This is a genomic window from Planktotalea sp. (assembly GCF_039984035.1).
Taxonomy (GTDB): Bacteria; Pseudomonadota; Alphaproteobacteria; order Rhodobacterales; family Rhodobacteraceae; genus Planktotalea.
On sequence record NZ_JBDWVM010000070.1, the window covers coordinates 1 to 24913 of the forward strand.

The 24913-nt window shown below is 55.0% G+C and carries 29 protein-coding genes; 23 read left to right on the forward strand and 6 right to left on the reverse strand.

Features of this window, described 5'->3' with window-relative positions; genetic code table 11:
• Both ABJQ89_RS03060 and ABJQ89_RS03065 read right to left on the reverse strand, forming a co-directional pair.
• Nucleotides 1-1173: beta-ketoacyl synthase N-terminal-like domain-containing protein (locus ABJQ89_RS03060; protein WP_348494801.1), on the reverse strand; the 1173-nt coding region annotated here is incomplete at its 3' end.
• A 426-nt stretch (nucleotides 1174-1599) separates the two neighbouring features.
• Nucleotides 1600-2313: a hypothetical protein gene (locus tag ABJQ89_RS03065; RefSeq protein WP_348494802.1), complete on the reverse strand. Its 714-nt coding sequence runs from the start codon at nucleotides 2311-2313 to the stop codon at nucleotides 1600-1602.
• A gap of 267 nt (nucleotides 2314-2580) precedes the next feature.
• Here ABJQ89_RS03065 and ABJQ89_RS03070 point away from each other — a divergent pair, with 267 nt between their 5' ends.
• Both ABJQ89_RS03070 and ABJQ89_RS03075 read left to right on the forward strand, forming a co-directional pair.
• Nucleotides 2581-3387 carry a crotonase/enoyl-CoA hydratase family protein gene (locus ABJQ89_RS03070; protein WP_348494803.1) on the forward strand — a complete coding sequence of 269 codons (807 nt, stop codon included), beginning with the start codon at nucleotides 2581-2583 and terminating at the stop codon, nucleotides 3385-3387.
• Nucleotides 3388-3522: 135 nt separating this feature from the next.
• Nucleotides 3523-4614, forward strand: a complete 1092-nt coding sequence (locus tag ABJQ89_RS03075) for a Hint domain-containing protein (RefSeq protein WP_348494804.1) — start codon at nucleotides 3523-3525, stop codon at nucleotides 4612-4614.
• 94 nt (nucleotides 4615-4708) lie between these two features.
• Here ABJQ89_RS03075 and ABJQ89_RS03080 read toward each other — a convergent pair whose 3' ends face one another.
• Both ABJQ89_RS03080 and ABJQ89_RS03085 read right to left on the reverse strand, forming a co-directional pair.
• Nucleotides 4709-5551 carry a nuclear transport factor 2 family protein gene (locus ABJQ89_RS03080; protein WP_348494805.1) on the reverse strand — a complete coding sequence of 281 codons (843 nt, stop codon included), beginning with the start codon at nucleotides 5549-5551 and terminating at the stop codon, nucleotides 4709-4711.
• 22 nt (nucleotides 5552-5573) lie between these two features.
• Entirely contained in the window at nucleotides 5574-5858 is a 285-nt protein-coding gene (locus ABJQ89_RS03085) for a DUF2218 domain-containing protein (protein WP_348494806.1), read from the reverse strand.
• Between the two features lie 94 nt (nucleotides 5859-5952).
• Between ABJQ89_RS03085 and ABJQ89_RS03090 the strand changes: the two genes are divergently transcribed.
• Both ABJQ89_RS03090 and ABJQ89_RS03095 read left to right on the forward strand, forming a co-directional pair.
• The gene (locus tag ABJQ89_RS03090; protein WP_348494807.1) at nucleotides 5953-6840 is read left to right on the forward strand and encodes a LysR substrate-binding domain-containing protein; all 888 of its coding nucleotides are present in this window, start codon (nucleotides 5953-5955) and stop codon (nucleotides 6838-6840) included.
• 195 nt (nucleotides 6841-7035) lie between these two features.
• Nucleotides 7036-7803 (forward strand): Stf0 family sulfotransferase, encoded by a 768-nt coding sequence (locus ABJQ89_RS03095; RefSeq protein WP_348494808.1) that lies wholly within the window; start codon nucleotides 7036-7038, stop codon nucleotides 7801-7803.
• Nucleotides 7804-7825: 22 nt separating this feature from the next.
• Here ABJQ89_RS03095 and fabA read toward each other — a convergent pair whose 3' ends face one another.
• Complete coding sequence (gene fabA / locus ABJQ89_RS03100; RefSeq protein WP_348494809.1) at nucleotides 7826-8335, reverse strand: bifunctional 3-hydroxydecanoyl-ACP dehydratase/trans-2-decenoyl-ACP isomerase; 510 nt, start codon at nucleotides 8333-8335, stop codon at nucleotides 7826-7828.
• Between the two features lie 131 nt (nucleotides 8336-8466).
• Between fabA and ABJQ89_RS03105 the strand changes: the two genes are divergently transcribed.
• From ABJQ89_RS03105 to ABJQ89_RS03185, 17 genes are all read left to right on the forward strand, one after another.
• Nucleotides 8467-9297 carry a nitroreductase family protein gene (locus ABJQ89_RS03105; protein ID WP_348494810.1) on the forward strand — a complete coding sequence of 277 codons (831 nt, stop codon included), beginning with the start codon at nucleotides 8467-8469 and terminating at the stop codon, nucleotides 9295-9297.
• 145 nt (nucleotides 9298-9442) lie between these two features.
• Nucleotides 9443-9862: an iron response transcriptional regulator IrrA gene (gene irrA / locus ABJQ89_RS03110; protein WP_348494811.1), complete on the forward strand. Its 420-nt coding sequence runs from the start codon at nucleotides 9443-9445 to the stop codon at nucleotides 9860-9862.
• Between the two features lie 9 nt (nucleotides 9863-9871).
• On the forward strand, nucleotides 9872-10666 hold the full coding sequence (locus ABJQ89_RS03115) for a metallophosphoesterase (RefSeq protein WP_348494812.1): 795 nt from the start codon (nucleotides 9872-9874) through the stop codon (nucleotides 10664-10666).
• Between the two features lie 9 nt (nucleotides 10667-10675).
• On the forward strand, nucleotides 10676-11662 hold the full coding sequence (locus tag ABJQ89_RS03120; RefSeq protein WP_348494813.1) for an NADPH:quinone reductase: 987 nt from the start codon (nucleotides 10676-10678) through the stop codon (nucleotides 11660-11662).
• Between the two features lie 61 nt (nucleotides 11663-11723).
• The gene (locus tag ABJQ89_RS03125) at nucleotides 11724-12410 is read left to right on the forward strand and encodes a haloacid dehalogenase type II (protein WP_348494814.1); all 687 of its coding nucleotides are present in this window, start codon (nucleotides 11724-11726) and stop codon (nucleotides 12408-12410) included.
• Nucleotides 12410-13237, forward strand: coding sequence for an alpha/beta hydrolase (locus ABJQ89_RS03130; RefSeq protein WP_348494815.1), 828 nt, complete (start codon nucleotides 12410-12412; stop codon nucleotides 13235-13237). The genes ABJQ89_RS03125 and ABJQ89_RS03130 overlap by 1 nt, the downstream gene beginning before the upstream one ends.
• Nucleotides 13234-14205, forward strand: coding sequence for a threonine/serine dehydratase (locus ABJQ89_RS03135; RefSeq protein ID WP_348494816.1), 972 nt, complete (start codon nucleotides 13234-13236; stop codon nucleotides 14203-14205). Before ABJQ89_RS03130 ends, ABJQ89_RS03135 begins: the two co-directional genes overlap by 4 nt.
• 6 nt (nucleotides 14206-14211) lie before the next feature.
• Nucleotides 14212-15423, forward strand: coding sequence for an endonuclease/exonuclease/phosphatase family protein (locus tag ABJQ89_RS03140; RefSeq protein WP_348494817.1), 1212 nt, complete (start codon nucleotides 14212-14214; stop codon nucleotides 15421-15423).
• Nucleotides 15420-16220, forward strand: coding sequence for a 3-oxoadipate enol-lactonase (pcaD, locus tag ABJQ89_RS03145; protein WP_348494818.1), 801 nt, complete (start codon nucleotides 15420-15422; stop codon nucleotides 16218-16220). The genes ABJQ89_RS03140 and pcaD overlap by 4 nt, the downstream gene beginning before the upstream one ends.
• Nucleotides 16213-16926: an alpha/beta fold hydrolase gene (locus ABJQ89_RS03150; protein ID WP_348494819.1), complete on the forward strand. Its 714-nt coding sequence runs from the start codon at nucleotides 16213-16215 to the stop codon at nucleotides 16924-16926. Before pcaD ends, ABJQ89_RS03150 begins: the two co-directional genes overlap by 8 nt.
• Nucleotides 16927-16936: 10 nt before the next feature.
• On the forward strand, nucleotides 16937-17662 hold the full coding sequence (gene trmB, locus ABJQ89_RS03155) for a tRNA (guanosine(46)-N7)-methyltransferase TrmB (RefSeq protein WP_348494820.1): 726 nt from the start codon (nucleotides 16937-16939) through the stop codon (nucleotides 17660-17662).
• Between the two features lie 315 nt (nucleotides 17663-17977).
• Nucleotides 17978-18898: a hypothetical protein gene (locus ABJQ89_RS03160; RefSeq protein ID WP_348494821.1), complete on the forward strand. Its 921-nt coding sequence runs from the start codon at nucleotides 17978-17980 to the stop codon at nucleotides 18896-18898.
• 36 nt (nucleotides 18899-18934) lie between these two features.
• Nucleotides 18935-19693 carry an FAD-dependent thymidylate synthase gene (gene thyX / locus ABJQ89_RS03165; protein WP_348494822.1) on the forward strand — a complete coding sequence of 253 codons (759 nt, stop codon included), beginning with the start codon at nucleotides 18935-18937 and terminating at the stop codon, nucleotides 19691-19693.
• Nucleotides 19694-19893: 200 nt separating this feature from the next.
• On the forward strand, nucleotides 19894-21246 hold the full coding sequence (aroA, locus tag ABJQ89_RS03170) for a 3-phosphoshikimate 1-carboxyvinyltransferase (protein WP_348494823.1): 1353 nt from the start codon (nucleotides 19894-19896) through the stop codon (nucleotides 21244-21246).
• Nucleotides 21243-21752 carry a hypothetical protein gene (locus ABJQ89_RS03175; RefSeq protein WP_348494824.1) on the forward strand — a complete coding sequence of 170 codons (510 nt, stop codon included), beginning with the start codon at nucleotides 21243-21245 and terminating at the stop codon, nucleotides 21750-21752. Before aroA ends, ABJQ89_RS03175 begins: the two co-directional genes overlap by 4 nt.
• Nucleotides 21749-22360, forward strand: a complete 612-nt coding sequence (locus ABJQ89_RS03180) for a d(CMP) kinase (RefSeq protein ID WP_348494825.1) — start codon at nucleotides 21749-21751, stop codon at nucleotides 22358-22360. Before ABJQ89_RS03175 ends, ABJQ89_RS03180 begins: the two co-directional genes overlap by 4 nt.
• Before the next feature lie 87 nt (nucleotides 22361-22447).
• Nucleotides 22448-22984: a hypothetical protein gene (locus ABJQ89_RS03185; protein ID WP_348494826.1), complete on the forward strand. Its 537-nt coding sequence runs from the start codon at nucleotides 22448-22450 to the stop codon at nucleotides 22982-22984.
• Here the strand turns inward: ABJQ89_RS03185 and ABJQ89_RS03190 are convergent.
• Nucleotides 22981-23373, reverse strand: a complete 393-nt coding sequence (locus tag ABJQ89_RS03190; RefSeq protein WP_348494827.1) for a hypothetical protein — start codon at nucleotides 23371-23373, stop codon at nucleotides 22981-22983. The genes ABJQ89_RS03185 and ABJQ89_RS03190 overlap by 4 nt on opposite strands.
• Before the next feature lie 142 nt (nucleotides 23374-23515).
• On the opposite strand from ABJQ89_RS03190, the gene ABJQ89_RS03195 reads away from it, so the two are divergent.
• On the forward strand, nucleotides 23516-24253 hold the full coding sequence (locus ABJQ89_RS03195) for a heparan-alpha-glucosaminide N-acetyltransferase (RefSeq protein ID WP_348494828.1): 738 nt from the start codon (nucleotides 23516-23518) through the stop codon (nucleotides 24251-24253).
• A 61-nt stretch (nucleotides 24254-24314) separates the two neighbouring features.
• The gene (locus tag ABJQ89_RS03200; protein WP_348494829.1) at nucleotides 24315-24845 is read left to right on the forward strand and encodes a CIA30 family protein; all 531 of its coding nucleotides are present in this window, start codon (nucleotides 24315-24317) and stop codon (nucleotides 24843-24845) included.
• Nucleotides 24846-24913 lie beyond the last annotated feature (68 nt).

Genomic DNA, 24913 nt, shown 5'->3' on the forward strand with positions numbered 1-24913 from the left:
GTTGGTCATCACCGTATCAAGCCCAGCGTTATCCACGCGCGCTGTCGCGATTTCTGCTGGGTTCAAAGCGGGATCAAGCGTTTCCACGTTGATCGATGGGATGATGAAATCGTTCTCTAGGGCGAGCAAGCAATAGATCGCTTCTTGCGCGCCTGTTGCACCTTGGGAGTGGCCCGTCATCGACTTCGTAGAGGACACTGGCGGCGTTGATCCTTCGCCAAAGACGCGGCGCACCGCTTCGATTTCGCCCACATCGCCGACCGGCGTCGATGTGCCGTGCGCGTTGATGTAGCTGACCTTGCGATCTTCATTCAACGTGCGCAACGCGCCGCGCATCGCACGCTCACCGCCCTCGCCAGAGGGGGCCACCATGTCAGCGCCATCAGATGTCGCGCTAAATCCTGTGACTTCCGCGTAAATCTTTGCGCCGCGCGCCTGAGCGCTCTCTAAGCTTTCCAAAACGACCATACCGCCGCCGCCGCCAATCACGAACCCATCGCGATTTGCGTCAAACGCGCGGGAGGCTTTGTCAGGCGTGTCATTATACTTGGACGACATCGCGCCCATCGCGTCGAACAGGCAGGACAGTGTCCAATCCAATTCTTCACCGCCACCCGCAAACATCGTGTCTTGCAGACCGAGCGCGATTTGCTGCGCCGCCATACCAATGCAGTGCAAAGATGTGGAGCAGGCCGACGTGATCGAGAAATTCATACCCTTGATCTGATACGCCGTCGCAAGGTTGGCGGACACGGTCGAGGACATTGTCTTAGGAACCGCGAATGGTCCAATACGTTTTGTCGCGCCTGATTTCAGAACAACCTGATGCGCGGCGAGCATGGCAGATGTGGATGGACCACCAGACCCTGCAATCAAACCTGTCATCGGGTTGATGATCTCTTTCTCGCTCAGACCCGCGTCGGCAATCGCCTGACCCATCGCAATATGCGCATAGGCAGAACCGGGGCCCATGAAACGCAATGTGCGCTTGTCGATGTGGTCCTTAATGTCCAGATCAATCGCGCCTGCGATTTGGCTGCGAAACCCATGCTCTTTCATGTCTTCGTTGGCGGTAATACCTGAACGGCCTTCTTGCAAAGAGGCGAGAACCTCAGTTGCATTGTTGCCAATACTGGACACGATGCCCAGACCTGTAACGACGACACGGCGCATGGCGCACTCCTTCTAAGTGGTGTTGCGCCTATGTATGGCAGAGCATGACGTAGGTGCAAGGGGGAGAGGCCGGCGCAACGCCTCATCGGCGATGTTGCTCGTTATGGCGTAGGTTTAATTGTGCAGGGTCGTGGACAAAGGAAAGCCCTGCAACTCACGCAGGGCTTTCACAATGGGATTGGGTCAATTTTGAAAGCACGCGATCTCGCGACCTCACTCTGCGGCTCTCAGTCCCACTCGTTAAGTCTTGTCTGCACCGTTCCACAATTGATGCAGCACTCTGTAACTCCTCAATAACTTTTCTACGCAGTGTTATGGCACTGCCAAAGCTATTGGGGCGTCGTTAGGACACTTGCGCTTGTTTCACTAGGCACCACATGGGGGATCGTGGAGTTTTGAGGCTTTAGGGTGGGGGATCGTGGAATATCAGGGGGGCGCTGTCATCATTTTAAGCGCGACGATCCATTCCTTTAATGTAACAGAGCGCCAGGATGAAATGAAAATCCGAAAGCTATGACGCTTTCCAGCTTGAGTCAGCGCATAAGCACCATTGCAGCGCAGAATATACCCTTGCTCGTCCATCTTTGAGAATTGTTTGTGAATAACACTGTAAGAAAACCCTGTTCTCGCGGCGACATCCTTAATTGTGGCACCCGCACGTCCGGCTTCCCATTCGATCACCTTCAGCGCAGCGACATATGAAAATTCGAGCTTCACGATACGGGCCAGCCGATCAAGTGAAAGAATAAACATAAAGTATTCTTTGAGCGGTGATGACGATTTACGTTCCTTAAAGAAACGATACAGAAAGCGTCGTACATCTGGATGAATAAGGCGTTGCCATTTGCGCACACGGCGGAAACAAACGATCCAACCCTTTTGGGTCAAAACAAATCCGTCTTTACGGCGTTCATATTCTCCGTCTTCGATTCCTTTATTAATGTGGGCACGAATGATTGCACGATCCATTTCAGCAGCATTTGCCAATCCCGAAATTGTCCACGGGTCATCTGAGAATGCCATGAGGTAAATCGCAATAATGGATTTGTTGCGCCCTAGATTGGATTTGGTGAGCGCGGAAATCAGCTCGAGCCCGATAAGTTCTACTCTGCGTCGGCGCACTGCTATATTAAAGTTCACGGTGGCTCACTTAATCCCGGCGACTCAATTGCGCGGGCACACTGACCGAAACTAAATTCAATCACAAGGTGTTTAATTTTCGCACCCCAAGCGTCAAAGGAGCGCGATGGGGGTGGTGCCAAAAGCATGGTAAAGCCCATAGCAGGAGGGTAACGCCGCGTCACTTTGTGCGGCAGGACACAAAGGCTTGCGAGGGGTTTGGAGAGCCGATAGCCAACTTTGAGGCCACATCAGAAATGTGAAAGCCCTTTGTAAAAGGACATCCCTATGTCAGTTGAAATCGATACATCAGTTTATAAGAACCTTGCGTTGGAAGCACATGAAGATGGGGTTTGGATTGTAACGCTTAATCGCCCGACCAAGCGAAACGCGCTTGATATTGATACGATCGAAGAACTGGTCACTTTCTTTTCCATAGCACCGCGTGCAGGTGTGCGGGCGGTTGTTCTGGCGGGCTCCGGAGATCATTTTTGCGCAGGTCTCGATCTGATCGAGCACCATGACGAAGATCGCAGCCCTGCAGATTTTATGCATGTTTGCCTGCGCTGGCATGAAGCGTTCAATAAAATGGAATATGGCGGTGTGCCCATTATTGCCGCGTTGCAAGGTGCGGTTGTTGGCGGCGGCCTTGAATTGGCGAGTTCGGCGCATGTGCGCGTGATGGATCAATCGGCGTATTTCGCGCTGCCAGAGGGTCAACGCGGGTTGTTCACAGGCGGCGGCGCGACGATCCGCGTGACTGACTTGGTGGGCAAGGCGCGCATGATCGACATGATGCTCATGGGCCGTGTCTATCAGGGTCAGGAAGCGGTCGATGTTGGTCTCGCACAATATATCGTTGAAGGATCCGCTTTTGACGCGGCTCTCGATCTTGCGCGCCGCGCCGCGGAAAACCTGCCCCTGTCCAACTTCGCGATCTGCTCAGCTGTCAGCCACATGCAGAACATGTCCGCCATGGATGCAGCCTATGCTGAGGCGGTCGTAGCAGGGGTCGTTAACACCCAGCCCGATGCACGTGCGCGCCTTGCCGCTTTCGCCGACAAAAGCGCGGCGCGGGTACGCCCTAAAAGCTGAGACTGAACCACGAAAATCGAGACGTTTGGATTGTTGCAGTTACTGCAACGATATAGAGCGTTGCGCCCCATTGCCCCATTTGCGCCATAAAAGCCCAATATTCAGGAAAAGTGTTAATAAGTTCGAGTTGGGTAAATGCCAGATCCGGTCATTTCAGAGATTAAATATCTAGGGACAGGCACCTTTGATTTTCTCGAAGTGCGTGTGCCAGATGACTACCCGAACCCAGAAAACCTGCGTTTGGTTATCTATGACAGGAATGAAGGTGGCCCAACCGGGGCTCCACCCGTTGCGAGCGACATCTATACTGTCACCGACGGCTTTCTATATTCCGAAGACGTGGATATGGATAGCAATGACGACGATGGTATCTTGCACTATACGTTTGGCTCTTCCGAAGACGGTACAAACATCCGTCTACACGCCAACGATGCGGTTGGCCTCTATGACATCTCAACGCTCCAGACTTTTGGCCTCTACAATTGGAGCGGCTCAAGCTACACCGTCACGCCTGCGTCAGGTGATCCGTTTGCCGGGCAAACAGCAACACAGCTAGACAATACGGGCCAAATTCAGAACATCACCTCGCTCGTGCGGGATGAGAATGGTGACTATTCTCTCGCCAATCCACCGACCCCGGGCAGCAGCTATATCTGCTTCACCACTGGAACGCAGATCCTGACCGCAAGTGGCGAACGCCCCGTTGAAGAGCTTTGCGTTGGTGATGAGGTCATCACCAAAGATTTCGGCACCCAGAAAATCCGCTGGATTGGCGAGCGTAAATTCTCGGGTTTGGGCGCGGCACACCAAGATATGCAGCCGATCACGATCAAGGCGCATGCCTTTGGCGAAAACATCCCCAGCCGCGATACCAAACTCTCGCCAAACCACGCGGTTCTCAATGATCATTGGAAAGCGACATTGCTCTTCGGCACAGAGGAAATTCTGACACCTGCAAAAGCGTTGCTGAATGCCGATTACGCCTATCGCAACCAACAATCACAGGTGACCTATTATCATATTTTGCTGGACCAACACAGCTTGATCCTTGCCAACGGCATGTGGTCCGAAAGTCTGTATTTAGGTTCCCAATGTATGGACATGCTCAGCCCGCAAAGCCGTAATGAAATCTTTGACCTCTTCCCGCAATTTGGCGGAAATTTGGAAGGCTACGGCCAAAAAGCGCGTCAGTTCCTTAAACCGAAGGAAGCGGCGCTGTTGGTCTGATACACACTAAACTAACGATCTCTCGCGGGCGGCCGAAAGGACAGCCCGCGTGTGTTTCTTAGTGCAGCTTCGAACCGAGGTAAAAATCCCCCGCTTAGAACTTGCCTGGGTACCCCTCAGGCAGATCACCTGCGGGCATGTCCGCAATCACATCCCAATGCTCAACAATCCGTCCATCTTCGAGGCGAAATAAATCGAAATAAGCTGTCGGTTGATCGCCAAACACACCCTCTGCGGCGGCAAACACGAAATTGCCTTCGGCCACGACCATCGCAAGATCGGTATAATAGAACGCGATCTCATTCTCGGCCAGATACCCAAGGAATGCACCCAAGCCATCAAGCCCGTCACCGGCTTGTGTGTTATGCTGTAGGTACTTCTCAGGATTGATGTAGTCCGTGAATTCGACCTTTTCGCCTTTGATTAGAACACGCGTGATGAAGTCTTCGACCAAGGCTTTGTTCTCGGCAGTTTTGTCCAAATCAGTGATGGCCGTTTCACCGTCAATTTGGGTGCGCCCAGATGGATTTGGCGTCTCAGCGATAGGCTGAAGATTGTCCCAGTGCTCGACGATCTTGCCGTCCTCGTTAAAGCGGAACACATCGAAAGCCGCCATCGGGGCAGGGCCAAATCCTTCCCAGACGTTGTGCATCACGACCAAGTCGCCTTCGCCGATAATGCGCGCGGTCTCTAGGCCAAAACCAGGGCCGTCTTTTGCATAGTTCACCAAACCGCGAAGCGCATCAATGCCAGAGCCTGCGAGCGGATTGTGTTGGATGTAGGGATCGGCAAAATAGGTGTCGATCTTGGATGTATCGAGGCTAACCAAAACCTCGTTCATTGCGGCGGTTGCCGTTGCTTTGTTGGCCTCAACATCTGCGAAGGCAGCAGTCGTGCTGATGGCGGCTGCGCCAAGTGTGGTTAGGGTCTTTTTCATATCTTTTCTCCAGTTGATAAGGTTAGGCAGCGCGCTGCCATGTGAACGTTGGTTTTTCGCGAAATGCGAAGCGGGCAAGATGATCGCCGATGAACTGCTCCAAGCGGTCCAAGTGGCGCGGCTGCCCCAAAACGGTGATGGACAATGCCGTGTCGCTGGCCGCCATTTCACATGTCCCAAAGGGGAGCGTGACTTCGCCTTCGCTGGGCGTGAATGTGACGGGAACCTTGTGTCCAAAGTGTTTGGCAAGCTGCTGCAAATACTTGGACCCATGATCTGTCGTGAAGGTCAGGGTACTGTGGGTCATCTGTGTCTCCTTGCGATGGACAACAGATGTAGACAGCGGAGCATCGTTTGATTATCCCAAATAAATAGCAATCATTGTTCGATGGATTAGAAAGATGGATGACTATCGCGCCCTCGCCGTATTTGTCGCGGTCCATGACGCGGGAAGCTTCAGCGCAGCTGGGCGGCGGTTAAAACTCTCGACTTCTGTGATCAGCCACCATGTCTCCAAGCTTGAAGCAAAGGTTGGCGCATCTCTCTTCTTTCGATCCACGCGTTCGCTGTCGTTGACACCAGAGGGGCAAGCGATCCTGCCCGCGGCCCGCGCGATGGCAGATGCTGCGCAAGAGGCGCTTGATATTCTGACCGAAACGAGCGAGCAGCCTACGGGCGCGCTGCGCATAACCTTGCCCGCTTTCGGGGAACGCAGTCCGCTGCACCGCGCAATCCTTCGGTTTGCGCGCAAACATCCCATGGTGGCGGTCTCAATGCACACAAGCGACTATCCCGTTGATTTGGTGAAGGAGGGTTTCGATCTCGCCTTTCGCCTCGGTGTGCTGCGCGACAGCTCACTCAAGAGCAAACGTATTGGCACCTTTGGGCGCAAGCTCGTTGCAAGCCCGGACTATCTGGCCGGACGGAGGCCGATCAAAACACTTGAGGATTTGCAAACCTGCGACTTCATCTCGATCGCCATGCTGCCCGATGCGATGACGCTGGTGAACAACGGGGAACAGGTCAACTTTGAACCTGAAAACGTCCGCCTTGAGGTGCATTCCCTTTCATCCGCAAAAACCGCTATTCTCGAAGGGTTGGGTATCCAACATTTGCCCGACAGCGAAGCGGATGCCGAACTCGCGGACGGGCGGCTGATTGAAGTGCTCCCGCACTGGAGCCCGCCCGATCTGGGCATCTACGCTGTTTGGCCAGACATCGGTCCGCAAAAACAACTGTCTCGCCGATTGATTGAATACGTCAAGACCGAGCAAGCGAAACTTCAATAAGTGACTTGTGCAAAAGGTGAAGGCGTCATCAGCCTTCGCGCGTGAGAGGTGACGTTAAGCACGTTTTCGTTGCGATAACGCTGCTATGTGCGCAAAGGCACCACAAGGCGGCGTGAACCTTAAGCCGACATAAGCGGCCCTATTGGTTTGATGTTCGCAGATGACAGGCGCATTTTGTTTGAATAGCCTTTCCTCATGAAGCAATTCGATGCCTACATTATCTGTACCAGCCCACGCAGTGGCAGTACCTTATTGTGCCGTATGTTGGCGCAGCTAAAAACGGCGGGATCTCCAGACTCCCATTTTCATGAACCATCATTGGAAAAGTGGCTGGCCTACCATGGGTTAAACGGAAACGACTTTGACAATCAGCGCGCGGCATTAACTGCGGTGTTTCACGCCGCTCAACTCAAGGGCCGTGGTGACAGCGATATTTTTGGATTGCGATTGCAAAGAGACAGTTTTGATTTCTTCGTTCAACAACTAGAGCTTCTTTTCCCTCAAAGCATGGGTGACAAAGACCGTATCGAAGCGGCATTTGGTCGAACCCTTTTTGTTCATCTGTCACGCGCAAACAAGCTCAATCAAGCGATTTCGGTCGTGACCGCAATGCAGTCTGGCCTGTGGCATATGGCGTCTGATGGTACGGAAATTGAACGCAGCGCCCCAGCGCGAGAACCGATATACAACGCCAAGGCAATCACAGCAGAATTGGAAGGGTTTATTGCTGCAGATAAGGCGTGGGAAACGTGGTTTGAGGACCAGAGTATTGAGCCCCTTAAAATTCCTTACGAGGCCTTGTCGCAAGACCCATATGGTCAGCTACAACGCGTTGCCGATGCGCTAGGTGTTACGTGTAAAACGCTCAGAGGTCAGGCACCCCCACTCGCCAAGCTTGCCAATGAACGCAACAAAAAATGGTCAGAACGCTATCGCTCCGACCATCCAGATCAACAGTTCTAAGAGACGGCTTTGGCCGGCGCCCTTAGCTTTCGCTGAGCGCGACTTTCATGCCTGTGACTTCGTAGATCACTTCACCATCCGCTTCCACGATGCCATCCGCGACGCCCATGGTAAGGCGGCGGGTTTGGATCGCTTTGGTGAAATCGATCTTATACGTCAGCATCTTGCGATCAGGGCGCACCATGCCTTTCAGCTTCACTTCACCCACGCCCAGCGCATACCCGCGCCCTTGCCAGCCGCGCCAGCCAAGGTTGAAACCGGTGAGTTGCCACAGACCATCAAGGCCAAGGCAGCCGGGCATAATCGGGTTGCCAGGGAAGTGACAGTCAAAGAACCAAAGGTCCGGCGTGATGTCGAATTCCGCCGTGATGTGACCTTTGCCGTGGGCACCGCCATCGCCGGAGCAATCTGTGATACGGTCCATCATCAACATGGGCGGAGCTGGCAATTGGGCGTTGCCCTCACCAAACAGCTCGCCTCGCGCGCACTTGAGCAGGTCGTCTTTATCAAAGCTGCTTGGGAAATTAGACATGTTCGCTCCAGTGTTTAATGCTTTTTCGTTGTCTAACATTGGCGTGCAGAGAGGCGCAAGCTGGGTTTTCCTAGACAGTCTTATTGAAAAGGCGCTTATAATATCGATCATCACCCTAACGCGGAAAGCTTATGGCACATGATACGAAAAGCCTGACGTTCAGGTATGGCGAACCCGTCCGTGACCAAGGGCAGCTTAGCGAAAACGCCCTGCTCAAAAGCATGGCAGAGCGCGGCTCTTGCCGTGAATTCAAGGATGATCATGTCGATCTCGACACCATTCGTTTGCTCTGCGGGATCGCATTAGCGTCCCCAACGAAAAGCGATTTGCAGCAACGCGACATCGTTGTCGTCCGCGACCCTAAGGTTCGGGATGCCATTGCTGAACTGGTAGGCGGACAAACTTGGGTGACCGCAGTGCCCAATCTTGTTGTGTTTTGCGGAAATAATCGACGCCAACGCCTCGTGCACGATATGCGCGGCCATGCGTTTGTGAATGATCATCTTGATGCGTTCTTCAATGCGGCCGTCGATGCGGGAATCGCTTTGTCAGCCTTTGTAACGGCAGCGGAAGCCATGGGATTGGGATGCTGCCCGATCAGTGCTGTTCGAAATAAACCTACAGAACTGAGCGATTTGCTTGAATTACCCGATCATGTGTTTCCCGTGGCTGGACTGGCCTTTGGACACCCCAAGACCCCAGAGCCCAAGGTGAGTATGAGATTGCCGCTGGAGGCAACGGTTCACGTGGATCGCTTTTCCGAGGACGGGATCGAGGCCGTGATTGCCCAGTACGATCAGCAGCGCGAAGCCGCTCAGCCCTATGAAAAACAGGTGGCTCCTGAGGTGTTTGGCACCTCTGATGAATATGGTTGGTCAGAAGCCAAGAGCCGCCAGTACGCCCTGCCAGAGCGACAATCCTTCGGTGCATTCGTGCGCGCCAAGGGGTTCGATCTGTCGTAACGTGCCGCGCTCCTAAGCGCTCAACGCCTCAAAATGCATGGCGCTGCACCCTTTATTTGTCACGCGCTGAAACATGCGCACATCTGGCAATTGAAAAGCATGTCCATAAGCGCTTATATGTGGAGAAGATAGACAAGGACCACGGATGACACAGCTCAGCTCACAAGACCGCGCAGCCGATTGGCTTTCAGGTGCGGGCCTGCGCCCAACCAAACAACGTTTGGCTTTGGCGGATTTGCTGGTGGGCGACGGAAAGAACCGCCATGTCACCGCCGAGAGCCTGTTTGCCTCTGCCAAGGGGCACGGCGAAAGCGTTTCTCTCGCGACCGTCTACAACACGCTGCGCGCCTTTTGCGATGCTGGGCTAGTGCAGGAAGTTACGGTTGATGGCTCCAAAAGCTATTTTGACACCAACATGCACGATCACCCGCATTTCTATTGGGAAGACGAAGGTCGCCTGACAGATGCAAGCGCGGATGATCTGGTGATCGCGGCCTTGCCCGATGCGCCAGAAGGCATGGAAATTGCCAAGGTGGATGTCGTCATTCGGTTGCGTCGGTCATAGCCAATCTGAATGGGCAAACTCCTCTGGTTTAGCGATCTTCACTTTGAGGCCTCAGGCACGCAGTTCGGATATGAGCCTTGCGCGCGTTTGGATGCGTTGACCGACTACATCACAGCCCATCACGCTGATGCCGAGATTTGCATCATTTCCGGCGATATGGTCGAAACGGCCAACGCTGAAAATTATCAAGAGCTTGCTTCCCGTCTGGCGCGTTTGGGCATGCGCTATCTGCCCATGACTGGCAATCACGACGAACGCGCGCTGTTTCGGAACGCTCTGCCGCTTCCTGAGAATACCCAAGATGATTTCATCCAATATGCCATCACGGTAGATGGTCTGCGCCTGATCTGTCTAGATACCCTGACGACTGGCAGCGGTGATGGATCATTCTGCACCGCGCGCCGCGAGTGGCTTGCGGCCGAGCTAAAGCGCGATACAGTCATCCCGACTTTGGTTTTTTGCCACCATCCACCTTTGCCCCTTGGCTATCCGGTGTTGGATCGTAGTCGCGTGCCAGAGGAAACAGGGCTTCTTAACCTGCTGACAGAGGCACCCAATCTGCGTCATTTGCTTATGGGGCATGTACACCGCCCTATGCTTGGCACCGTCAAAGACCTGCCTTTCGCGTCCATTCGCTCCGTGCTTTATCAAGCACCGCCGCCCATACCCGCTTGGGATTGGGACAGCTTTAAACCCGCACATGAAGCGCCTGATTTGGGCGTTTTGACGTATGATAACGATGTGTTGAGACTTCAATTTGAACCCTTCTGCACAGCAGACACGGGGTTCATTCCACAAGAGTAAGGACAGCCGATGCGTGCGATTTGTTATTCAAAGTTTGGTGAGGCCGCAGAGGTGTTGGCCTTGCACGATGTCGATATGCCTGAACCCCAAGCAGGCGAGGTGCGTGTCGCTCTTAAATTCTCTGGCGTAAACCCGTCCGATGCTAAATCGCGCAGAGGGTCGCGCCCGGGCGTGACCAAGCCGCCCTTCGAACTGGTAATCCCGCATTCCGATGGGTCCGGCGTGATTGATGCAGTTGGCGCAGGCGTCGATCCCGCGCGCGTGGGGCAGCGGGTCTGGATCTGGAACGGCCAATGGCAGCGCGCCTTTGGGACTGCCGCTGACGCCATAACATTGCCTGCGGAGCAAGCGGTTAAACTGCCTGATGAGGTCTCCTTTGAAACGGGCGCTACGCTCGGCATTCCGGGGCTCACAGCCGCGCACACTGTCTTTGGCGGCGGTGATGTGACGCGGCAAACCTTGCTGATATCTGGCGGTGCAGGCGCGGTGGGCCATAACGCTGTTCAGCTGGCAAAATGGGGCGGCGCGACAGTGATCGCAACGGCGTCCCCCTCCGCGTTTGAGCGGGTCAAGGCGGCAGGCGCGGACCATTTGCTCGACTACCGCGCGCCCGACCTTGCGGGGCAAATCCTTGCGCTTACTGAGGGCAAGGGTGTGGACCGCGCGGTCGAAGTTGAGTTCGGCGCAAACGTTAACCTCCTTGCTGAGGTCGTGCGCGCAAATGGCGTAATCTCTGCCTATGGCTCTCAAATCGATCTTGCGCCAACGCTCCCTTTTGGTCCGTTGCTGTTCAAAGCGATCACAATTGATATTGCGCTGGTCTATATCCTAAGGCCAAATGAACGCGCCGCTGCGGTGCAAAAGCTGCACAATGCGCTCACTGCCGGTGCCTTAGTGCCTGCCGTTCACGACATCATGCCACTGGAAAACGCCGCCGCCGCGCACGAACGTGTGATGCGCGCAGGGCGAAATGGTGCGGTTTTGCTGAAAATCTAAAGCACGCGCTCTTGCCCCGCCTGCACCCGCGCGCCATGGTGCGACAAAACAGGGGGGCACTATGCCGATAAAGATTTGTGTATTCGACGCCTATGGCACGCTGTTCGACGTAGGCGCCGCCGCGCGCATTGCCGCTGGCGAAGTCGGGCGTCACGCCTTGGCGGAAAAGTGGATGGAGCTGGCGGAATTCTGGCGTCAGAAGCAACTTCAATACACATGGCTGCGCGCAATCACCGACAATCACATCGATTTCTGGACTGTCACGAAAAACGGTCTGGACTATGCGCTGGAACGCACGGGGCTTGATGGCGATATGGAACTGCGCGAACGCCTCCTTGCGCTCTATTGGGAACTGCAGGCTTATAAAGAAGTGCCTAAGATGTTGACCACGCTAAAAGCAGCTGGCTTGCAAACCGCGATCCTGTCCAATGGCGCGCCTGATATGCTGACAGGCGCGGTTGAATCCGCTGGGATTGAAACGTTGCTTGATGAAGTTTTGTCAGTCGAAGACATTGGCATCTTCAAGCCTGACGCGCGCGTCTATCAAATGGTTCTGGATCGCTTTGGCTGCAAGGCGGATGAAGTGCTGTTCGTCTCTTCCAACGGTTGGGACGCCGCAGGCGCGAGCGGCTTTGGCTTTGAAACCGCATGGGTCAACCGCGCGGGTGAGCCGATGGATCGCCTTTTCGCAGAACCCCATCACACGATGGGCGACCTTACGGATATTCCAAAACTTGCGGGTCTGTAATGCCAAGGTTTGAAACCTCTGACGGCTTATCGCTGCACTATGAGGATGAAGGCGACGGCCTGCCCATTCTCTGCCTGTCGGGCCTAACGCGCGACGGGCGCGACTTTGACTATGTGCTGCCGCATCTTAAGGGCAACCGCGTGATCCGGCTGGATTATCGGGGCCGTGGACAATCCGAGTGGGCGGAAGATTTCAACACCTACACACTCATGCGAGAGGCGCAGGATGCGCTCGAATTGCTGGATCACTTGGGCCTTGCACAGGCTGCGATCCTTGGTACTTCCCGCGGTGGTTTGATCGCGATGGGTTTGGCCGCGACAGTCAAAGCGCGCCTTTTGGGTGTGGCGATCAACGATGTTGGCCCTGTGATCGATCCCAAAGGGATTGAAGCGATCATGACCTATCTGGGCAAAAAGCCCAAAGCTAAGACATTGGCAGAGGCCGCCGCCGCGCTCGCCTATGTGCAGCGCGATACATTCAAAGACGTGCCGCAATCGCGTTGGGATCAGGAAGTGGCGAAATTCTTTGTGCAGACCGAAGAGGGGTTGGAGCTGAGCTATGACCCGAAACTCCGCGACGCTGTTGAGGCGGCGAGCACCGTCGATGTGCCTGATCTTTGGCCGATGCTAGAAGCGCTGAACGGGTTGCCCTGCGCCATCATTCGCGGCGCGAATTCTGATTTACTATCGGACGAAACCTACACCGAAATGCTGCGCCGCTTGCCGCGCGCAAAAGGCACAGTCGTTCCAAATCGCGCTCATGTGCCGTTCTTGGATGAGCCTGAATGTGTAACCCTTCTTCAGAATTGGATTGGAGAGATGCAATGAACCTTGAGATGATCCGCGCTGCCTATGCGCGAGGGCAAGGCGTTGTGCGCCGCACGCCTTTGTTGTCCTCGCCTTTTCTGGACGAGATCGCAGGCAAACGCGTCTTTCTCAAAGCAGAATGTTTGCAGCACACGGGCAGTTTCAAATTTCGTGGCGGTTGGTCAGCGCTCTCTGGCATGGACCCCGAAGTGCGCGCCAAAGGCGTCATCGCGTTCTCGAGCGGCAACCATGCGCAGGGCGTGACTTTGGCGGCCAAAATGCATGACACTTCGGCTGTGATCATCATGCCCAAAGATGCGCCAAGGGTTAAGATCGAAAACACCAAAGCGCTGGGCGCGGAGGTCGTGCTTTATGATCGCGCCAGCGAAGATCGAGACGCAATCGGCGCAAAAATTGCAAATGAACGCGGGCTGACATTGGTCAAACCCTATGACGAACCCTTCGTGATCGCGGGGCAGGGCACCTGCGGGTTAGAGATCGCTGAACAAGCCGCAGAGGAAGGCATTGAGCATGCCGAGGTGATCGCATGTTGTGGCGGCGGCGGGCTGACGTCCGGTATCGCTTTGGCGCTTGAGGCAGACGCCCCAAGTTTCAAAGTGCGCCCTGCAGAACCCGAGGGTTTTGATGATGCCGCGCGGTCCTTGAGCGCGGGCACGATCAAACGCAACGCGGCCCTAAGCGGTTCAATCTGCGATGCGATTGTGACACCGCAGCCGGGGGATATCACCTTTCCCATTATGAACCGTCTTTGCGGCGCTGGGCTGGTAGTAAGCGAAGGGGACTGCCTCAAAGCGATGGCGCTCGCCTTTGAGCGCCTGCGCATTGTGATTGAACCGGGCGGCGCGGTTGCGCTGGCGGCCGCGCTCTTTCATGGGCAAGAAATTGAGGCCGATACCGTCATCGTGACGGCATCAGGCGGGAACGTCGACAAAGCCGTGTTTGAACGCGCTTTGGCAACCTTGGAGTAGGTCAAAATGAAACGCGTAACGATTGCCAGTTTCAACGTCAAAAATCTGATTGGCGCGGAAAAAGAATACTACAAATTCCAGATTTACACCGAGGAAGAGCACGCTTGGAAAGAAGCATGGCTTGCTGATCAGATCGTCACGATGGATGCGGATTTGGTCGGTTTCCAAGAGATTTTCGAGGAAAAAGCCTTACGCGATGTCATTGCTGAGGCTGATGAAATTGGCGAGGAAAGCAACGAGGCGGTGATCCCTGATCGCTCCAAGCGCTATCGCAAGAAGGCGATTTTTCGCAAGCTAAGCTATACAGGATATCGCGACGCGGCGCTGGCCTTTGCCCCCAACCTCAATGATGGCGAGGCAGGCAGCCGCCGCCCCGGCGTTGCGATCCTGTCGCGCTTTGGCTTTGACGGCACACCTGAGATTATTCAGGACTTGGATGAACCGCTTGAAATTCCGTTTCAGGACATGGGCGGCGGCGATGGCGGCTATTTCCGCATTTCGCGCCTATCGCGGCCAATCCTGAAGGCGCGCGTTCCTATGGGCAAAGAGGTGGTCACGGTCTTCAACTGCCACCTCAAATCCAAACTCGGTGAATTCGTTACCCCAGAGGGGGCAGAGTTTGCGCCCGAGGTGGACCTTGCGAAATACGACCCAGTTGGCCGCGCACTCGGCGCCGCGCGCGCCGCAATGCGCCGTATGGCCGAGGCATGGATTTTGCGCCGCGCGATTGTCGAAGAATTGCACGCAGGTCGCCCTGTGATTGTCATGGGCGATTTCAACGATAGCGAACATGCGGTTAGTTCTGAAATCATCGCGGGCGAGAAACCGTTCAAGAATTATTCATGGATGCTGCGCCACAACGCCAAAGCCTCCAACGATCGCTATTCCCGCGACGAAAACGAGCATATCCAAGAAGCACTCGGATCGGTGCGTTTGCACTCTGCCGAAAAGCTTTTTGTGAAAAAATCCATGCGTGATATGATCTTCACGTCAGCCTTTGGCGGCGTGTATGAGAGCATCGATCAAATCTATCTTTCACGCCATTTCGTACCAGAGGCGGGCGGAACGATGGGGGAAATGGAATACTTCAGCGTGCTGAACGACCATCTCACAGATGGCGCGCATGCAGAGGCCCCCTACAACAAACTGGCGTCAGATCACGGTCAGATCATGGTGCATTTGGCGCTCAAGGATAAGGGCGAGGGGGACAAACGATGAATTGGTTTGATACGGGCGACACGCAACTGCATTGGCGCGAAGATGGGGACCCAAACGGGGCACCTGTTTTGTTTTCCAACTCGCTGGGGACTGACCTGCGCCTCTGGGATTACGTGCTTGATCACATGCCCAAAACCGGCCTGCGCTACATCCGATATGACACCCGTGGTCATGGCCTTTCGGCGGGTCCTGATGGCCCCTATTCTATGGGCGCTTTGATCACAGAAGCTGAGCGCTTGATGGATCACCTAGAAGCGAAAGATGCGGTCGTCGTCGGCCTGTCGATGGGCGGTTTGATTGCGCAGGGCTTGGCCGTGAAGCGCCTTGATCTGGTGCGCGGTCTGGTTCTATCCAACACGGGCGCAAAGATCGGCAATGATGCCATGTGGGCCGAACGCATCGCCACTGTCGAGGAACACGGCATCGAAGCGCTGGCCGATGCCACGCTAGAGCGCTGGTTCTCCAACGGCTTCAAGGAAAACCCTGAATTGCACATGTGGCGCAACATGTTAACGCGGCAGTCACCCAAAGGGTTCAACGCCTGCATGAGCGCGATTTCACGCTCTGATATGATCTCTGCGACCTCTGGATTGCGTCTGCCCGCGCTTGGAATTGCAGGGGCCGAAGATGGGTCCACCCCGCCCGATATGGTGCGCGAATTGATGGGGCTTATTCCGGGTTCGGGCTTTGAGTTGATCCGCAAAGCGGGGCATTTGCCCTGCGTCGAGCAACCGGAAATCTACGCAAAACATCTGATCCGCTTTATGGATAGTATCGGCCACAGCAAGGATGGCTGAGTTCCTTTTGGTGCATGGCTCCTGTCACGGGGCATGGTGCTGGCGCGATCTGATCTCAGAGCTTGAAGCACTGGGACACTCGGCGCGAGCGCTTGATCTGCCAAGCCACGGGAATGACCAAACACCGGTTTCTGAGGTCACGTTGGAGCGTTATCGCGACGCCATTCTCGGGGCCATTGAGGGCCGCGTTCATCTTGTCGGTCATTCGATGGCAGGCTTTCCAATTGCTGCAGCTGCAGATGTCTCGCCGGAAAAAATCGCGCGCCTGATCTATCTTTGCGCATATGCGCCGATGTCTGGCACGTCACTCGCCGACATGCGCAAAATGGCGAAGCGTCAATTCTTGGTGGATGCGATTGTAAAAAACGCGGATGGATCAAGTTGGACGGTCATTCCAGAACGCATTCGAGATTTGTTTTATCACGACTGTTCGGACGAGGCCGTGGCCTTCGCGATGGAGCGACTGAGACCGCAAGCAATCAAACCGACAGCGCAGATTTTGAACCTTGGCGCGGATTATGAAAGCGTCGCGAAGTCCTACATTCGCTGCGCCGAAGACCGCACGATTGATCCTGATTTCCAGACGGAAATGGCTGCCAGATTTGCACCAAAGGAGCGTTTCGCGATGCAAACCTCACATTCGCCGTTCTTTTCTGATCCCAAAGGTTTGGCGCAATTGCTCGACAAGATCGCGCAGCCAAGATAACAGGCGCGCCATGACAGATAAAAAGCCCGATCTCAAACATCCCTCCGGTGCGCCATGGCGCAATTTTTATGGCCGTTTCAAAGGCCATACTCTGCGTGGTAGCCAACAGGTCTATCTGGAAGAGGACTTGGCCGAAGTGTCGCTGCAAGGCGTGGATTGGGAGAGCAATCCTGATCGCGAAAAACTCGATCTGAAGGCGTTGTTTGGCGACAAACCTTTGTGGCTCGAAATTGGTTTTGGCGGCGGCGAACATGCGGTGCATCAAGCGGCGCAGAATCCTGATGTGGGGTTGATCGGGGCAGAACCTTATATCAACGGCGTTGCGATGTTGCTGGGTAAAATCCGCGAGGCGAATGTCCCTAATTTGCGTATTCATGCCGGCGATGTGCGCGATGTGTTTGACGTGCTGCCCGATGGCTCCGTGTCAAAGGCGTTTTTGAATTATCCTGATCCGTGGCCTAAAAAGCGTCACCACCGCCGCCGATTTGTAACGCCCGAGCATTTGAACGCTTTGGCGGCTGTTATGCATAAGGGCGCGGAGCTGCGCGTGGCGACGGATATTGAAGATTACGTGCGCCAAACCCTCGAAGAGGTTCCGCGCGCGGGTTTTGAATGGACGGCCGAGAGTCAGGCTGATTGGCAACAGCCGTGGAGCGATTGGATATCCACGCGCTACGAGCAAAAGGCGCTCCGCGAAGGGCGCACCCCGCACTATCTGACTTTCATCCGCAAGTAGGGTGCGTGATACCACGCACCTTACGGAGGGGTGTCGACGTTCGCGTCATCGGTGAAATTCTGCTTCGAGCCCATGTTACGTGATGCCGCGGTGGATTCTAACTTTAGCTAAGTGCAGAAGGTGAGCTTGACCTTTCCGATTCGTGGAGACGTGCCTTTATTGGAACTCTAGGGCAAACTATTAGATTAGCTCCCGCAATTTTTCATTTTGGGTAATTTGAAAGCCTTTCCCGAAAATAGGTGATAGTTCTTAGTTGATCGTAGATGACAGATATCCGAACTTGCACAGATGTATTTAGACTAATAGGAGAACCTAGTGACTGGCAGACTTCTAGGCGACAAGGAAATTCGCGAGGCAATTGAGTGTGGGCTACTCGAAGTTTCGGGCCTAGACCCGCACAATGTTGATCTCGAAAGTGCGAATTGTTTAATTCAACCAAGCTCCTTAGATCTCACAGTCGGTCAAATTTTCGACCCGCCGGAAGATATACATAATCTCGAAGAGATTGAACGATGGCCGCAAGCACTCATGGGATTGCGGTTACTTCCAGGGCATAGCGCAATTGTAGAAACACAACAAACGCTCAAATTCAGCAACCAGATTTCTGCATTCGGTTTCCCGCCGGCACATCTTGCGCGTAAAGCTCTTCTTATGACAAATCCTGGGCATGTCGACCCTGGTTACAAAGGTAAGCTCACTTTTACTGTTATTAATTTAGGCCGTGAGACTATCTATCTTGATCGAAATGACATTATCGTGACGCTGCTGCTATTTCGTTTTGAGGGTGCGAGTGTAGCGCATGGCTACGCAGACCGTCGAGTCGGTGAGCCGAGGAAGACTGAAAAAGATCGCCGCAAAAGTAGGTCTAAATTACTGAATACACTTTCACCAGATTTTGGCAATTTTACGAGGCGTATGACTATCGCAGCGGAGCGAGCGGTCGCGACAACCCTCGCTAAAGAAGAAATGAAAAAGTACTGGGTCTCAATCGCAACAGTTGCCCTTGCAGCGATTGTTTCGGCTGGTATTGCCGGTTTCAAAGACACGCAAGCTATGGACAAATTGTATGCGTTCAACAAAGAGAGCAGTGCGGTGGAGCATGAACTCTTAAACCGATTGACAAAGCTTGAGGCCGAGATGAGCAATCAGGTTGCCATTCAGACGCTTGAAAGGCTCGCGGTAGAGTTAGGTGAACTTCGAACGCTCGTAGACGAGTATCGGGGAGCTTCTGATTGAAAATTGTAGGTGGCGATGACAGTGAGGCGGAAGACCATGGCACAACCAAGAATTTATGTATTATCTCGACCCAGCTTCGAAAACTCTGAACTGCAAAGGTTCCTTCAAGACCGAGAATTGGCATGGGTTGAAAGCTCGGGTGCTTCCGAGGGCGAGCACTTAGTCGAAGTCTGCGGACGAATTTGCTATATGTCCTTTTCAGACGACACCTCTAAGATGCGTTATCCTAACGACGTCTATATTGAAAATTTGGTGAAGAAAGGCCATGAAAGCGTGTTGGAGCATGCTAATTGGACATTTATTTTGGATGGTATTAGCCGAGCATTTACGCACCAGTTAGTACGTCATCGGATAGGCTTCTCCTTCAGCCAACTCTCTCAGCAATACCATGATGAAAGCAAGGCAAATGTTGTTCCTCCTGAGGGACTGCAGAGTGAGGTAAAGGAACTTTGGGAAGCAAGCACGTCAGAAACGATCAAAGCCTACCGTAGAATTGTCGAGCTGACTGACGCGAACAAGGCAATAGATTTAGAAACCAAACGTAGACTTCGATCTGAAGCTAGAAGCCTTTTGCCGAACGCGGTTGAAACAGTGATTGCAGTCACGGCGAACGCGCGTTCGATCAGACACTTTCTTAACCTGCGTGGATCTCTTATTGGAGATATCGAAATGCGCCAAGTAAGCGTTGCAATCTATCATATGGTTACTGGTGACGCTCGCGCACTCTTTTCTGATTTTGAAATTGTTGACCATAGCGACGGATATCCATTGGTCAGCCATCGGCGCGAAAGTTAAAATTGGCTCACCGCAAAGGTTTGGAGGGGTCTTCGCCAAGTACTACCCGTATGCACAAGTAAGTCGCAGTGTGGGCTGATTGGGTAATGGTACTTGTGAGTCTTCAAGTTTATTTGGAAAGATGAATATCCATCCGATGGACGCCAGAAACCGGTTGCGCTATCAGGCTCGGTAAGCTGGTTTTGAAGAAAGTTCTGCACATGTCCTCTCATGGCACTCCTGTTCCTATGTCCTCGTCCAAGTGTGGTCCGCTGAAGGGGCGCGCTGATGTGCCGGGGGATAAGTCGATTTCACATCGCTCGTTGATCCTTGGCGCGATGGCCGTGGGGGAAACGCGCATCACGGGGCTCTTGGAGGGCGAGGATGTTCTCGACACGGGCAAGGCGATGCAGGCCTTTGGTGCTGAGGTCACGGATCATGGTGGCGGCGAGTGGTCGGTGCATGGCGTTGGCGTTGGCGGCTTTGTTGAGCCTGAGAATGTCATTGATTGCGGGAACTCTGGCACCGGCGTGCGGCTGATTATGGGCGCGATGGCGACGACGCCGATTGTTGCGACTTTTACGGGCGATGCGAGCCTGAATGGCCGTCCTATGGCGCGGGTCACTGATCCTTTGGCGCTGTTTGGCGCGGAGGCGGTTGGCCGCGAGGGTGGTCGCCTTCCCATGACCATCGTTGGCGCCAAAGAGCCGACGCCAGTGCGCTATGCGACGCCTGTTCCGTCGGCGCAGGTGAAATCTGCGGTCTTGCTGGCGGGTTTGAATGCCCCCGGTCAGACGGTGGTGATCGAGAAGGAAGCGACGCGCGATCATACAGAGCGGATGTTGCAAGGTTTCGGCGCTGAGTTGACGGTGGAGGTGACTGAAGAGGGCCGCGTGATTACTTTGACGGGTCAGCCTGAGTTGAAGCCGCAGGTGATTACCGTGCCGCGTGATCCATCCTCTGCTGCGTTTCCTGTGTGTGCGGCGCTTATCACCGAAGGCTCTAATGTTTTGGTGCCAAACATTGGGTTGAACCCAACGCGCGCGGGTCTGTTTGATACGCTCCGCGATATGGGCGCTGATCTGACCTATGAGAACGAGCGCATTGAGGGTGGTGAGCCGATGGCCGATCTGCGCGCGCGCTATTCGCCGAATATGAAGGGCATCGAAGTGCCGCCAGAGCGTGCGGCCTCGATGATCGATGAATATCCTGTGCTCTCTGTCGTTGCGGCGAACGCGACGGGCGAGACGGTGATGCGCGGTGTGAAAGAGTTGCGCGTCAAGGAAAGCGATCGCATTGATGCGATGGCGACGGGTTTGCGCGCCAATGGTGTTGAGGTGGACGAAGGCCCAGATTGGTGGATCGTCAAAGGTCTCGGCATGGGCGGCGTCAAGGGCGGCGCGCAGTGCGCGAGCCATTTGGATCACCGCATTGCCATGTCCTTCCTCGTGCTGGGTATGAGCACGCAAGAACCTGTGCGCGTTGATGATGCGGGTCCGATTGCGACGTCCTTCCCGATCTTTGAGCCGCTCATGGCAGAATTGGGCGCGCGTATCACACGGCAGAACGCTTGAGCCGCAGCCCGACATTTGTGCGTGCGCTAGGGTATCTCGCGCTCGCATTGTTTTTGGGAATGGCTGTTGTGTTGCGCTTTGTGATTGGCCCTGACGTCTCGTTTACACCGCAAGCCGAGATTGGCCGCTATTCTGACGCTGACCTTGTCGCGCTTGGCGCGGAGCTGCGCGAAACGGGGCAGGCGGGTCTGTATAAGTTCATTCTCCTCGGTGTGGATTTTGTCTTCATCACGGTGTTCGGACTTTGGGTGATGTTGGTACATGCGATCCGAGGTTTGGGGCCTGTCCGATGGGTCGGCGTTGCGCTGGCCTGCGCGTTCATGGCGCTGGATTATGGTGAGGACTTGATGCTCGCGATTCGAATGGGATTGGCGACAAAAGGCAATCTTGATCCTGCGGTTTTGACGAACCCCGTGAGCTTGGTCCATTATGTGACCCTAGCAAAATTTGCGGTTTTCGCACTGTGCATGCTTTCGGTTTATTTTGTTTCAAGGAGACGCGCATGACGGCGTTTACCATTGCGATTGATGGGCCTGCGGCGGCGGGCAAGGGAACCTTGTCCAAGGCGGTGGCGGCGCATTTCGGTTTTGCGCATTTGGACACTGGTTTGCTCTATCGTGCGGTGGGTGCCAAAACGTTACTTGGCGTTGAACCGATAGAGGCGGCGCGCGCGCTGACGGCGGAGGATCTAGAGGTCGAAGGTCTGCGCACGCCCGATGTGGCGCAGGCAGCCAGCCGCGTTGCAGTTATTGCTGACGTACGCTCGGCGCTGGTGGATTTTCAGCGCGCTTTTGCGATGCGTGCAGGTGGCGCAGTTCTGGATGGGCGCGACATTGGCACGGTGATTTGCCCCGATGCCAAGGTGAAGTTATTTGTGACAGCTTCTGCAGAAGTGCGTGCAGAACGGCGTTATTTGGAGCTGTCTGCCAAAGGTGATCCGAGCACGCGTGCCCAGGTTTTGGCGGATGTACAGGCACGCGATGCGCGGGATATGGGGCGCGCGGAAGCGCCGTTGAAACCCGCGGAAGATGCTGTTTTAATTGATACTTCTGATCTCAGCATTGAGGCCGCTGTGGCAAAGGCGATTGCGGAAATCAACGCGAAGGCGGGTTAGGCTGAAACCTGCTTCACGGATGTGTGGTTCGACAGGAGCGTGATTTGCGCCCTAAGGTGGGGTGTCCCAACACGGAGCTCTGTATCCATGCGAAGCCTTTTGATCTGCCTATCCCTTGTCGCCGCGCCCTTGTTTGCGCAGGATGCTGAACCCGAAATAACGCCGCAAGAGCCAGCGATGACGGCCGCGCGATTGGGCGCGATTCTGTTAACGGTCGATCCAGAGGCAGTGCAACGCGGGATCGCGATAGAGCTAACGATCAGCGATGTGCCGATCATGGTCATTGTCGATGAACAGGCCGATCGCATGCGGGCCATGGTACCCATTCGCAGCGCCGAAGGGATTGAGCCGGAAGAATTGCAACGCATGATGCAGGCCAATTTCGACACAGCCTTGGATGCGCGGTATGCCGTTGCGCAGGGGCGCGTTTGGGGCACGTATATTCACCCGTTGTCACCACTCGAGCACGAACAGCTTTTATCGGGTTTGATCCAGACTGTGAACCTTGCACGCAGTTATGGGCAGACCTATTCGGGCGGTGCGCTGCATTTTGGCGGCGGGGACAGCAATGAAATCTTCCGCGATCTTCTGAGTGAGTTGTTGAAAAAGGGCGAGGCGCTTTAGATCGTCGAGGCCGTATCACCGAGCAAATAGCGGATGACATCATAGTAATCAAAGAGCAGCGAAATGAAGATCGTGGCGCTGATGGAATACAGGATTCCCTTGGGCACTGCCGGTAAATCTGCGCGCGTGCGTTTGATCAGGTAGACGAGCAGTGGCGTCCAAAGAAGGACATGGGGCAGGCCGAGCAAACGCACCATTCCTAAACTGTCGTACATGAGCGTGATGGTGAAGCCTGCGAGCACGCTGACGACAAAGGTGATAACACCTGTGATGCGCGTTTGTTTCCAGATGAGCAGGGAAAGGGGCATGATGAATGCGCCCAACAGCAGGATGTTCATCCAGATTTGAACCCAAGTGGGGAGCTGCATTGTCGCGTCTTGGAAAGTCATGTGTCCGGTCCTCATTGGTCTCTGAGGTAAAACACATGGGTTGGTCGGAGGCGTCAAGCGTTTGCTTGGGTAAACTTGGGGTTTCGCTGCGCGCGTTGCGGCCTTAGTTTGAGCGGACTTTGCCCCGCTGAGGAGATCGCCCATGGCGCATGCGCCCAGAGTTATGTTGATCGATATCGCACGTACTTGTGCGATTGTGGCGATGGCGATCTTTCATTTTACCTATGATCTTGAACTCTTCGGGTTCGCGCCGCGTGGCACCATGACGAGCTTTGGCTGGGTTTGGTTCGCGCGCTGCATTGCGGGAAGCTTTATCTTTTTGTCGGGCGTGAGCCTTGTGCTGGCCTCGCTGAGCGGGCCTGTGGATTTGCGCAAATATGCGCGGCGCATGGCGGTGCTGGGCGCTGCGGCGCTGGCGGTGAGCTTGGGCACCTATGTGGCGATGGGCGCGGCATTTGTGCGCTTTGGGGTGTTGCATCACCTTTTCTTGGCGGGGCTGTTGGGGCTGGTGTTTTTGCGATTGCCCTATTGGGTGACTGCTGCGCTCGGGGTCGTTGTTTTGAGCATGCCGCTCTGGAGTGTTTGGCCGTTCTTTGACAGTGTCGGATGGCTCTGGCTGGGCAAAGTGTCGACGGGTACACCCGCGATGGTGGATTACGTGCCGATGCTACCGTGGTTCGGGATGTACCTGCTGGGCATGGGCATCGCGGGCGGCGTCAATGCGTTTGGCGGCTGGGCGCGATTGGCGGGGTTAGCACATGCTGACAATAGATTGGTGCGCGCGCTGTCGTGGCCGGGGCAGCATAGCCTTGCGATTTATCTGATCCACCAGCCGGTTTTGTTTGGCATCGTCTACACCGCGCGCCTGTTGGCGGGGTGAGCGGGGCGGCTTGCCTCAACGCGATTGCGCTCCATCTGTGTACGAGCAAAGGGAGCACAGCATGAAACGATGGATATGTGCGATGACGATGATCGCAAGCGGCGCATGGGCGGAGCAAGGGCAGATGATTGAAACCTTCGACGCGGGTGCTCAAGAGCGATGGAGCTATGTCGCGGATAATGTGATGGGCGGCGTATCGACGGGCCAAGCGCAGATCACGCAAGAGGGCATGCATTTGACTGGGATGGTCAGCACCCAAAACAATGGTGGCTTCATCCAAGTGCGACGGTTTTACCCCGACGGGTTGGCAGCTGATGCGCAGGCGTTGGTGCTAACCGTGCGCGGCAATGGCGCGCGCTACACGGTGTTCCTGCGCACAGAGCAAGCGCGCCGCCCGTGGCACAATTACAAGGCGTCGTTTGAGACGAGCGCGGAGTGGCGCGAGGTGCGGTTGGAGCTGAGTGCGTTCGAGGCTTCTACGACGTCCCTGCCAGCTGAGCTTGCGCCGGAAGATGTGCGCAGCATCGGCCTTGCGGCTTACGGCGCTGATTATGAGGCTGATTTGTGGGTGTCGGAGCTGCGGGTGGAGTAGCCACGGCAAAAGGCGGCTGGGGCGTTGGCCCTGCCGCTTGGTTTTTCTGGGTTTCTTGTTTCCTGGAA

Excerpts from the sequence above, each read along its gene's own strand:
- ABJQ89_RS03070 (WP_348494803.1), top strand. The coding sequence starts at position 2,581 with ATGTCAGTTGAAATCGATACATCAGTTTATAAGAACCTTGCGTTGGAA.
- ABJQ89_RS03075 (WP_348494804.1), top strand. The coding sequence starts at position 3,523 with ATGCCAGATCCGGTCATTTCAGAGATTAAATATCTAGGGACAGGCACC.
- ABJQ89_RS03080 (WP_348494805.1), bottom strand. The coding sequence starts at position 5,551 with ATGAAAAAGACCCTAACCACACTTGGCGCAGCCGCCATCAGCACGACT.
- ABJQ89_RS03085 (WP_348494806.1), bottom strand. The coding sequence starts at position 5,858 with ATGACCCACAGTACCCTGACCTTCACGACAGATCATGGGTCCAAGTAT.
- ABJQ89_RS03090 (WP_348494807.1), top strand. The coding sequence starts at position 5,953 with ATGGATGACTATCGCGCCCTCGCCGTATTTGTCGCGGTCCATGACGCG.
- ABJQ89_RS03095 (WP_348494808.1), top strand. The coding sequence starts at position 7,036 with ATGAAGCAATTCGATGCCTACATTATCTGTACCAGCCCACGCAGTGGC.
- fabA (WP_348494809.1), bottom strand. The coding sequence starts at position 8,335 with ATGTCTAATTTCCCAAGCAGCTTTGATAAAGACGACCTGCTCAAGTGC.
- ABJQ89_RS03105 (WP_348494810.1), top strand. The coding sequence starts at position 8,467 with ATGGCACATGATACGAAAAGCCTGACGTTCAGGTATGGCGAACCCGTC.
- irrA (WP_348494811.1), top strand. The coding sequence starts at position 9,443 with ATGACACAGCTCAGCTCACAAGACCGCGCAGCCGATTGGCTTTCAGGT.
- ABJQ89_RS03115 (WP_348494812.1), top strand. The coding sequence starts at position 9,872 with ATGGGCAAACTCCTCTGGTTTAGCGATCTTCACTTTGAGGCCTCAGGC.
- ABJQ89_RS03120 (WP_348494813.1), top strand. The coding sequence starts at position 10,676 with ATGCGTGCGATTTGTTATTCAAAGTTTGGTGAGGCCGCAGAGGTGTTG.
- ABJQ89_RS03125 (WP_348494814.1), top strand. The coding sequence starts at position 11,724 with ATGCCGATAAAGATTTGTGTATTCGACGCCTATGGCACGCTGTTCGAC.
- ABJQ89_RS03130 (WP_348494815.1), top strand. The coding sequence starts at position 12,410 with ATGCCAAGGTTTGAAACCTCTGACGGCTTATCGCTGCACTATGAGGAT.
- ABJQ89_RS03135 (WP_348494816.1), top strand. The coding sequence starts at position 13,234 with ATGAACCTTGAGATGATCCGCGCTGCCTATGCGCGAGGGCAAGGCGTT.
- ABJQ89_RS03140 (WP_348494817.1), top strand. The coding sequence starts at position 14,212 with ATGAAACGCGTAACGATTGCCAGTTTCAACGTCAAAAATCTGATTGGC.
- pcaD (WP_348494818.1), top strand. The coding sequence starts at position 15,420 with ATGAATTGGTTTGATACGGGCGACACGCAACTGCATTGGCGCGAAGAT.
- ABJQ89_RS03150 (WP_348494819.1), top strand. The coding sequence starts at position 16,213 with ATGGCTGAGTTCCTTTTGGTGCATGGCTCCTGTCACGGGGCATGGTGC.
- trmB (WP_348494820.1), top strand. The coding sequence starts at position 16,937 with ATGACAGATAAAAAGCCCGATCTCAAACATCCCTCCGGTGCGCCATGG.
- thyX (WP_348494822.1), top strand. The coding sequence starts at position 18,935 with ATGGCACAACCAAGAATTTATGTATTATCTCGACCCAGCTTCGAAAAC.
- aroA (WP_348494823.1), top strand. The coding sequence starts at position 19,894 with ATGTCCTCTCATGGCACTCCTGTTCCTATGTCCTCGTCCAAGTGTGGT.
- ABJQ89_RS03180 (WP_348494825.1), top strand. The coding sequence starts at position 21,749 with ATGACGGCGTTTACCATTGCGATTGATGGGCCTGCGGCGGCGGGCAAG.
- ABJQ89_RS03185 (WP_348494826.1), top strand. The coding sequence starts at position 22,448 with ATGCGAAGCCTTTTGATCTGCCTATCCCTTGTCGCCGCGCCCTTGTTT.
- ABJQ89_RS03190 (WP_348494827.1), bottom strand. The coding sequence starts at position 23,373 with ATGACTTTCCAAGACGCGACAATGCAGCTCCCCACTTGGGTTCAAATC.
- ABJQ89_RS03195 (WP_348494828.1), top strand. The coding sequence starts at position 23,516 with ATGGCGCATGCGCCCAGAGTTATGTTGATCGATATCGCACGTACTTGT.
- ABJQ89_RS03200 (WP_348494829.1), top strand. The coding sequence starts at position 24,315 with ATGAAACGATGGATATGTGCGATGACGATGATCGCAAGCGGCGCATGG.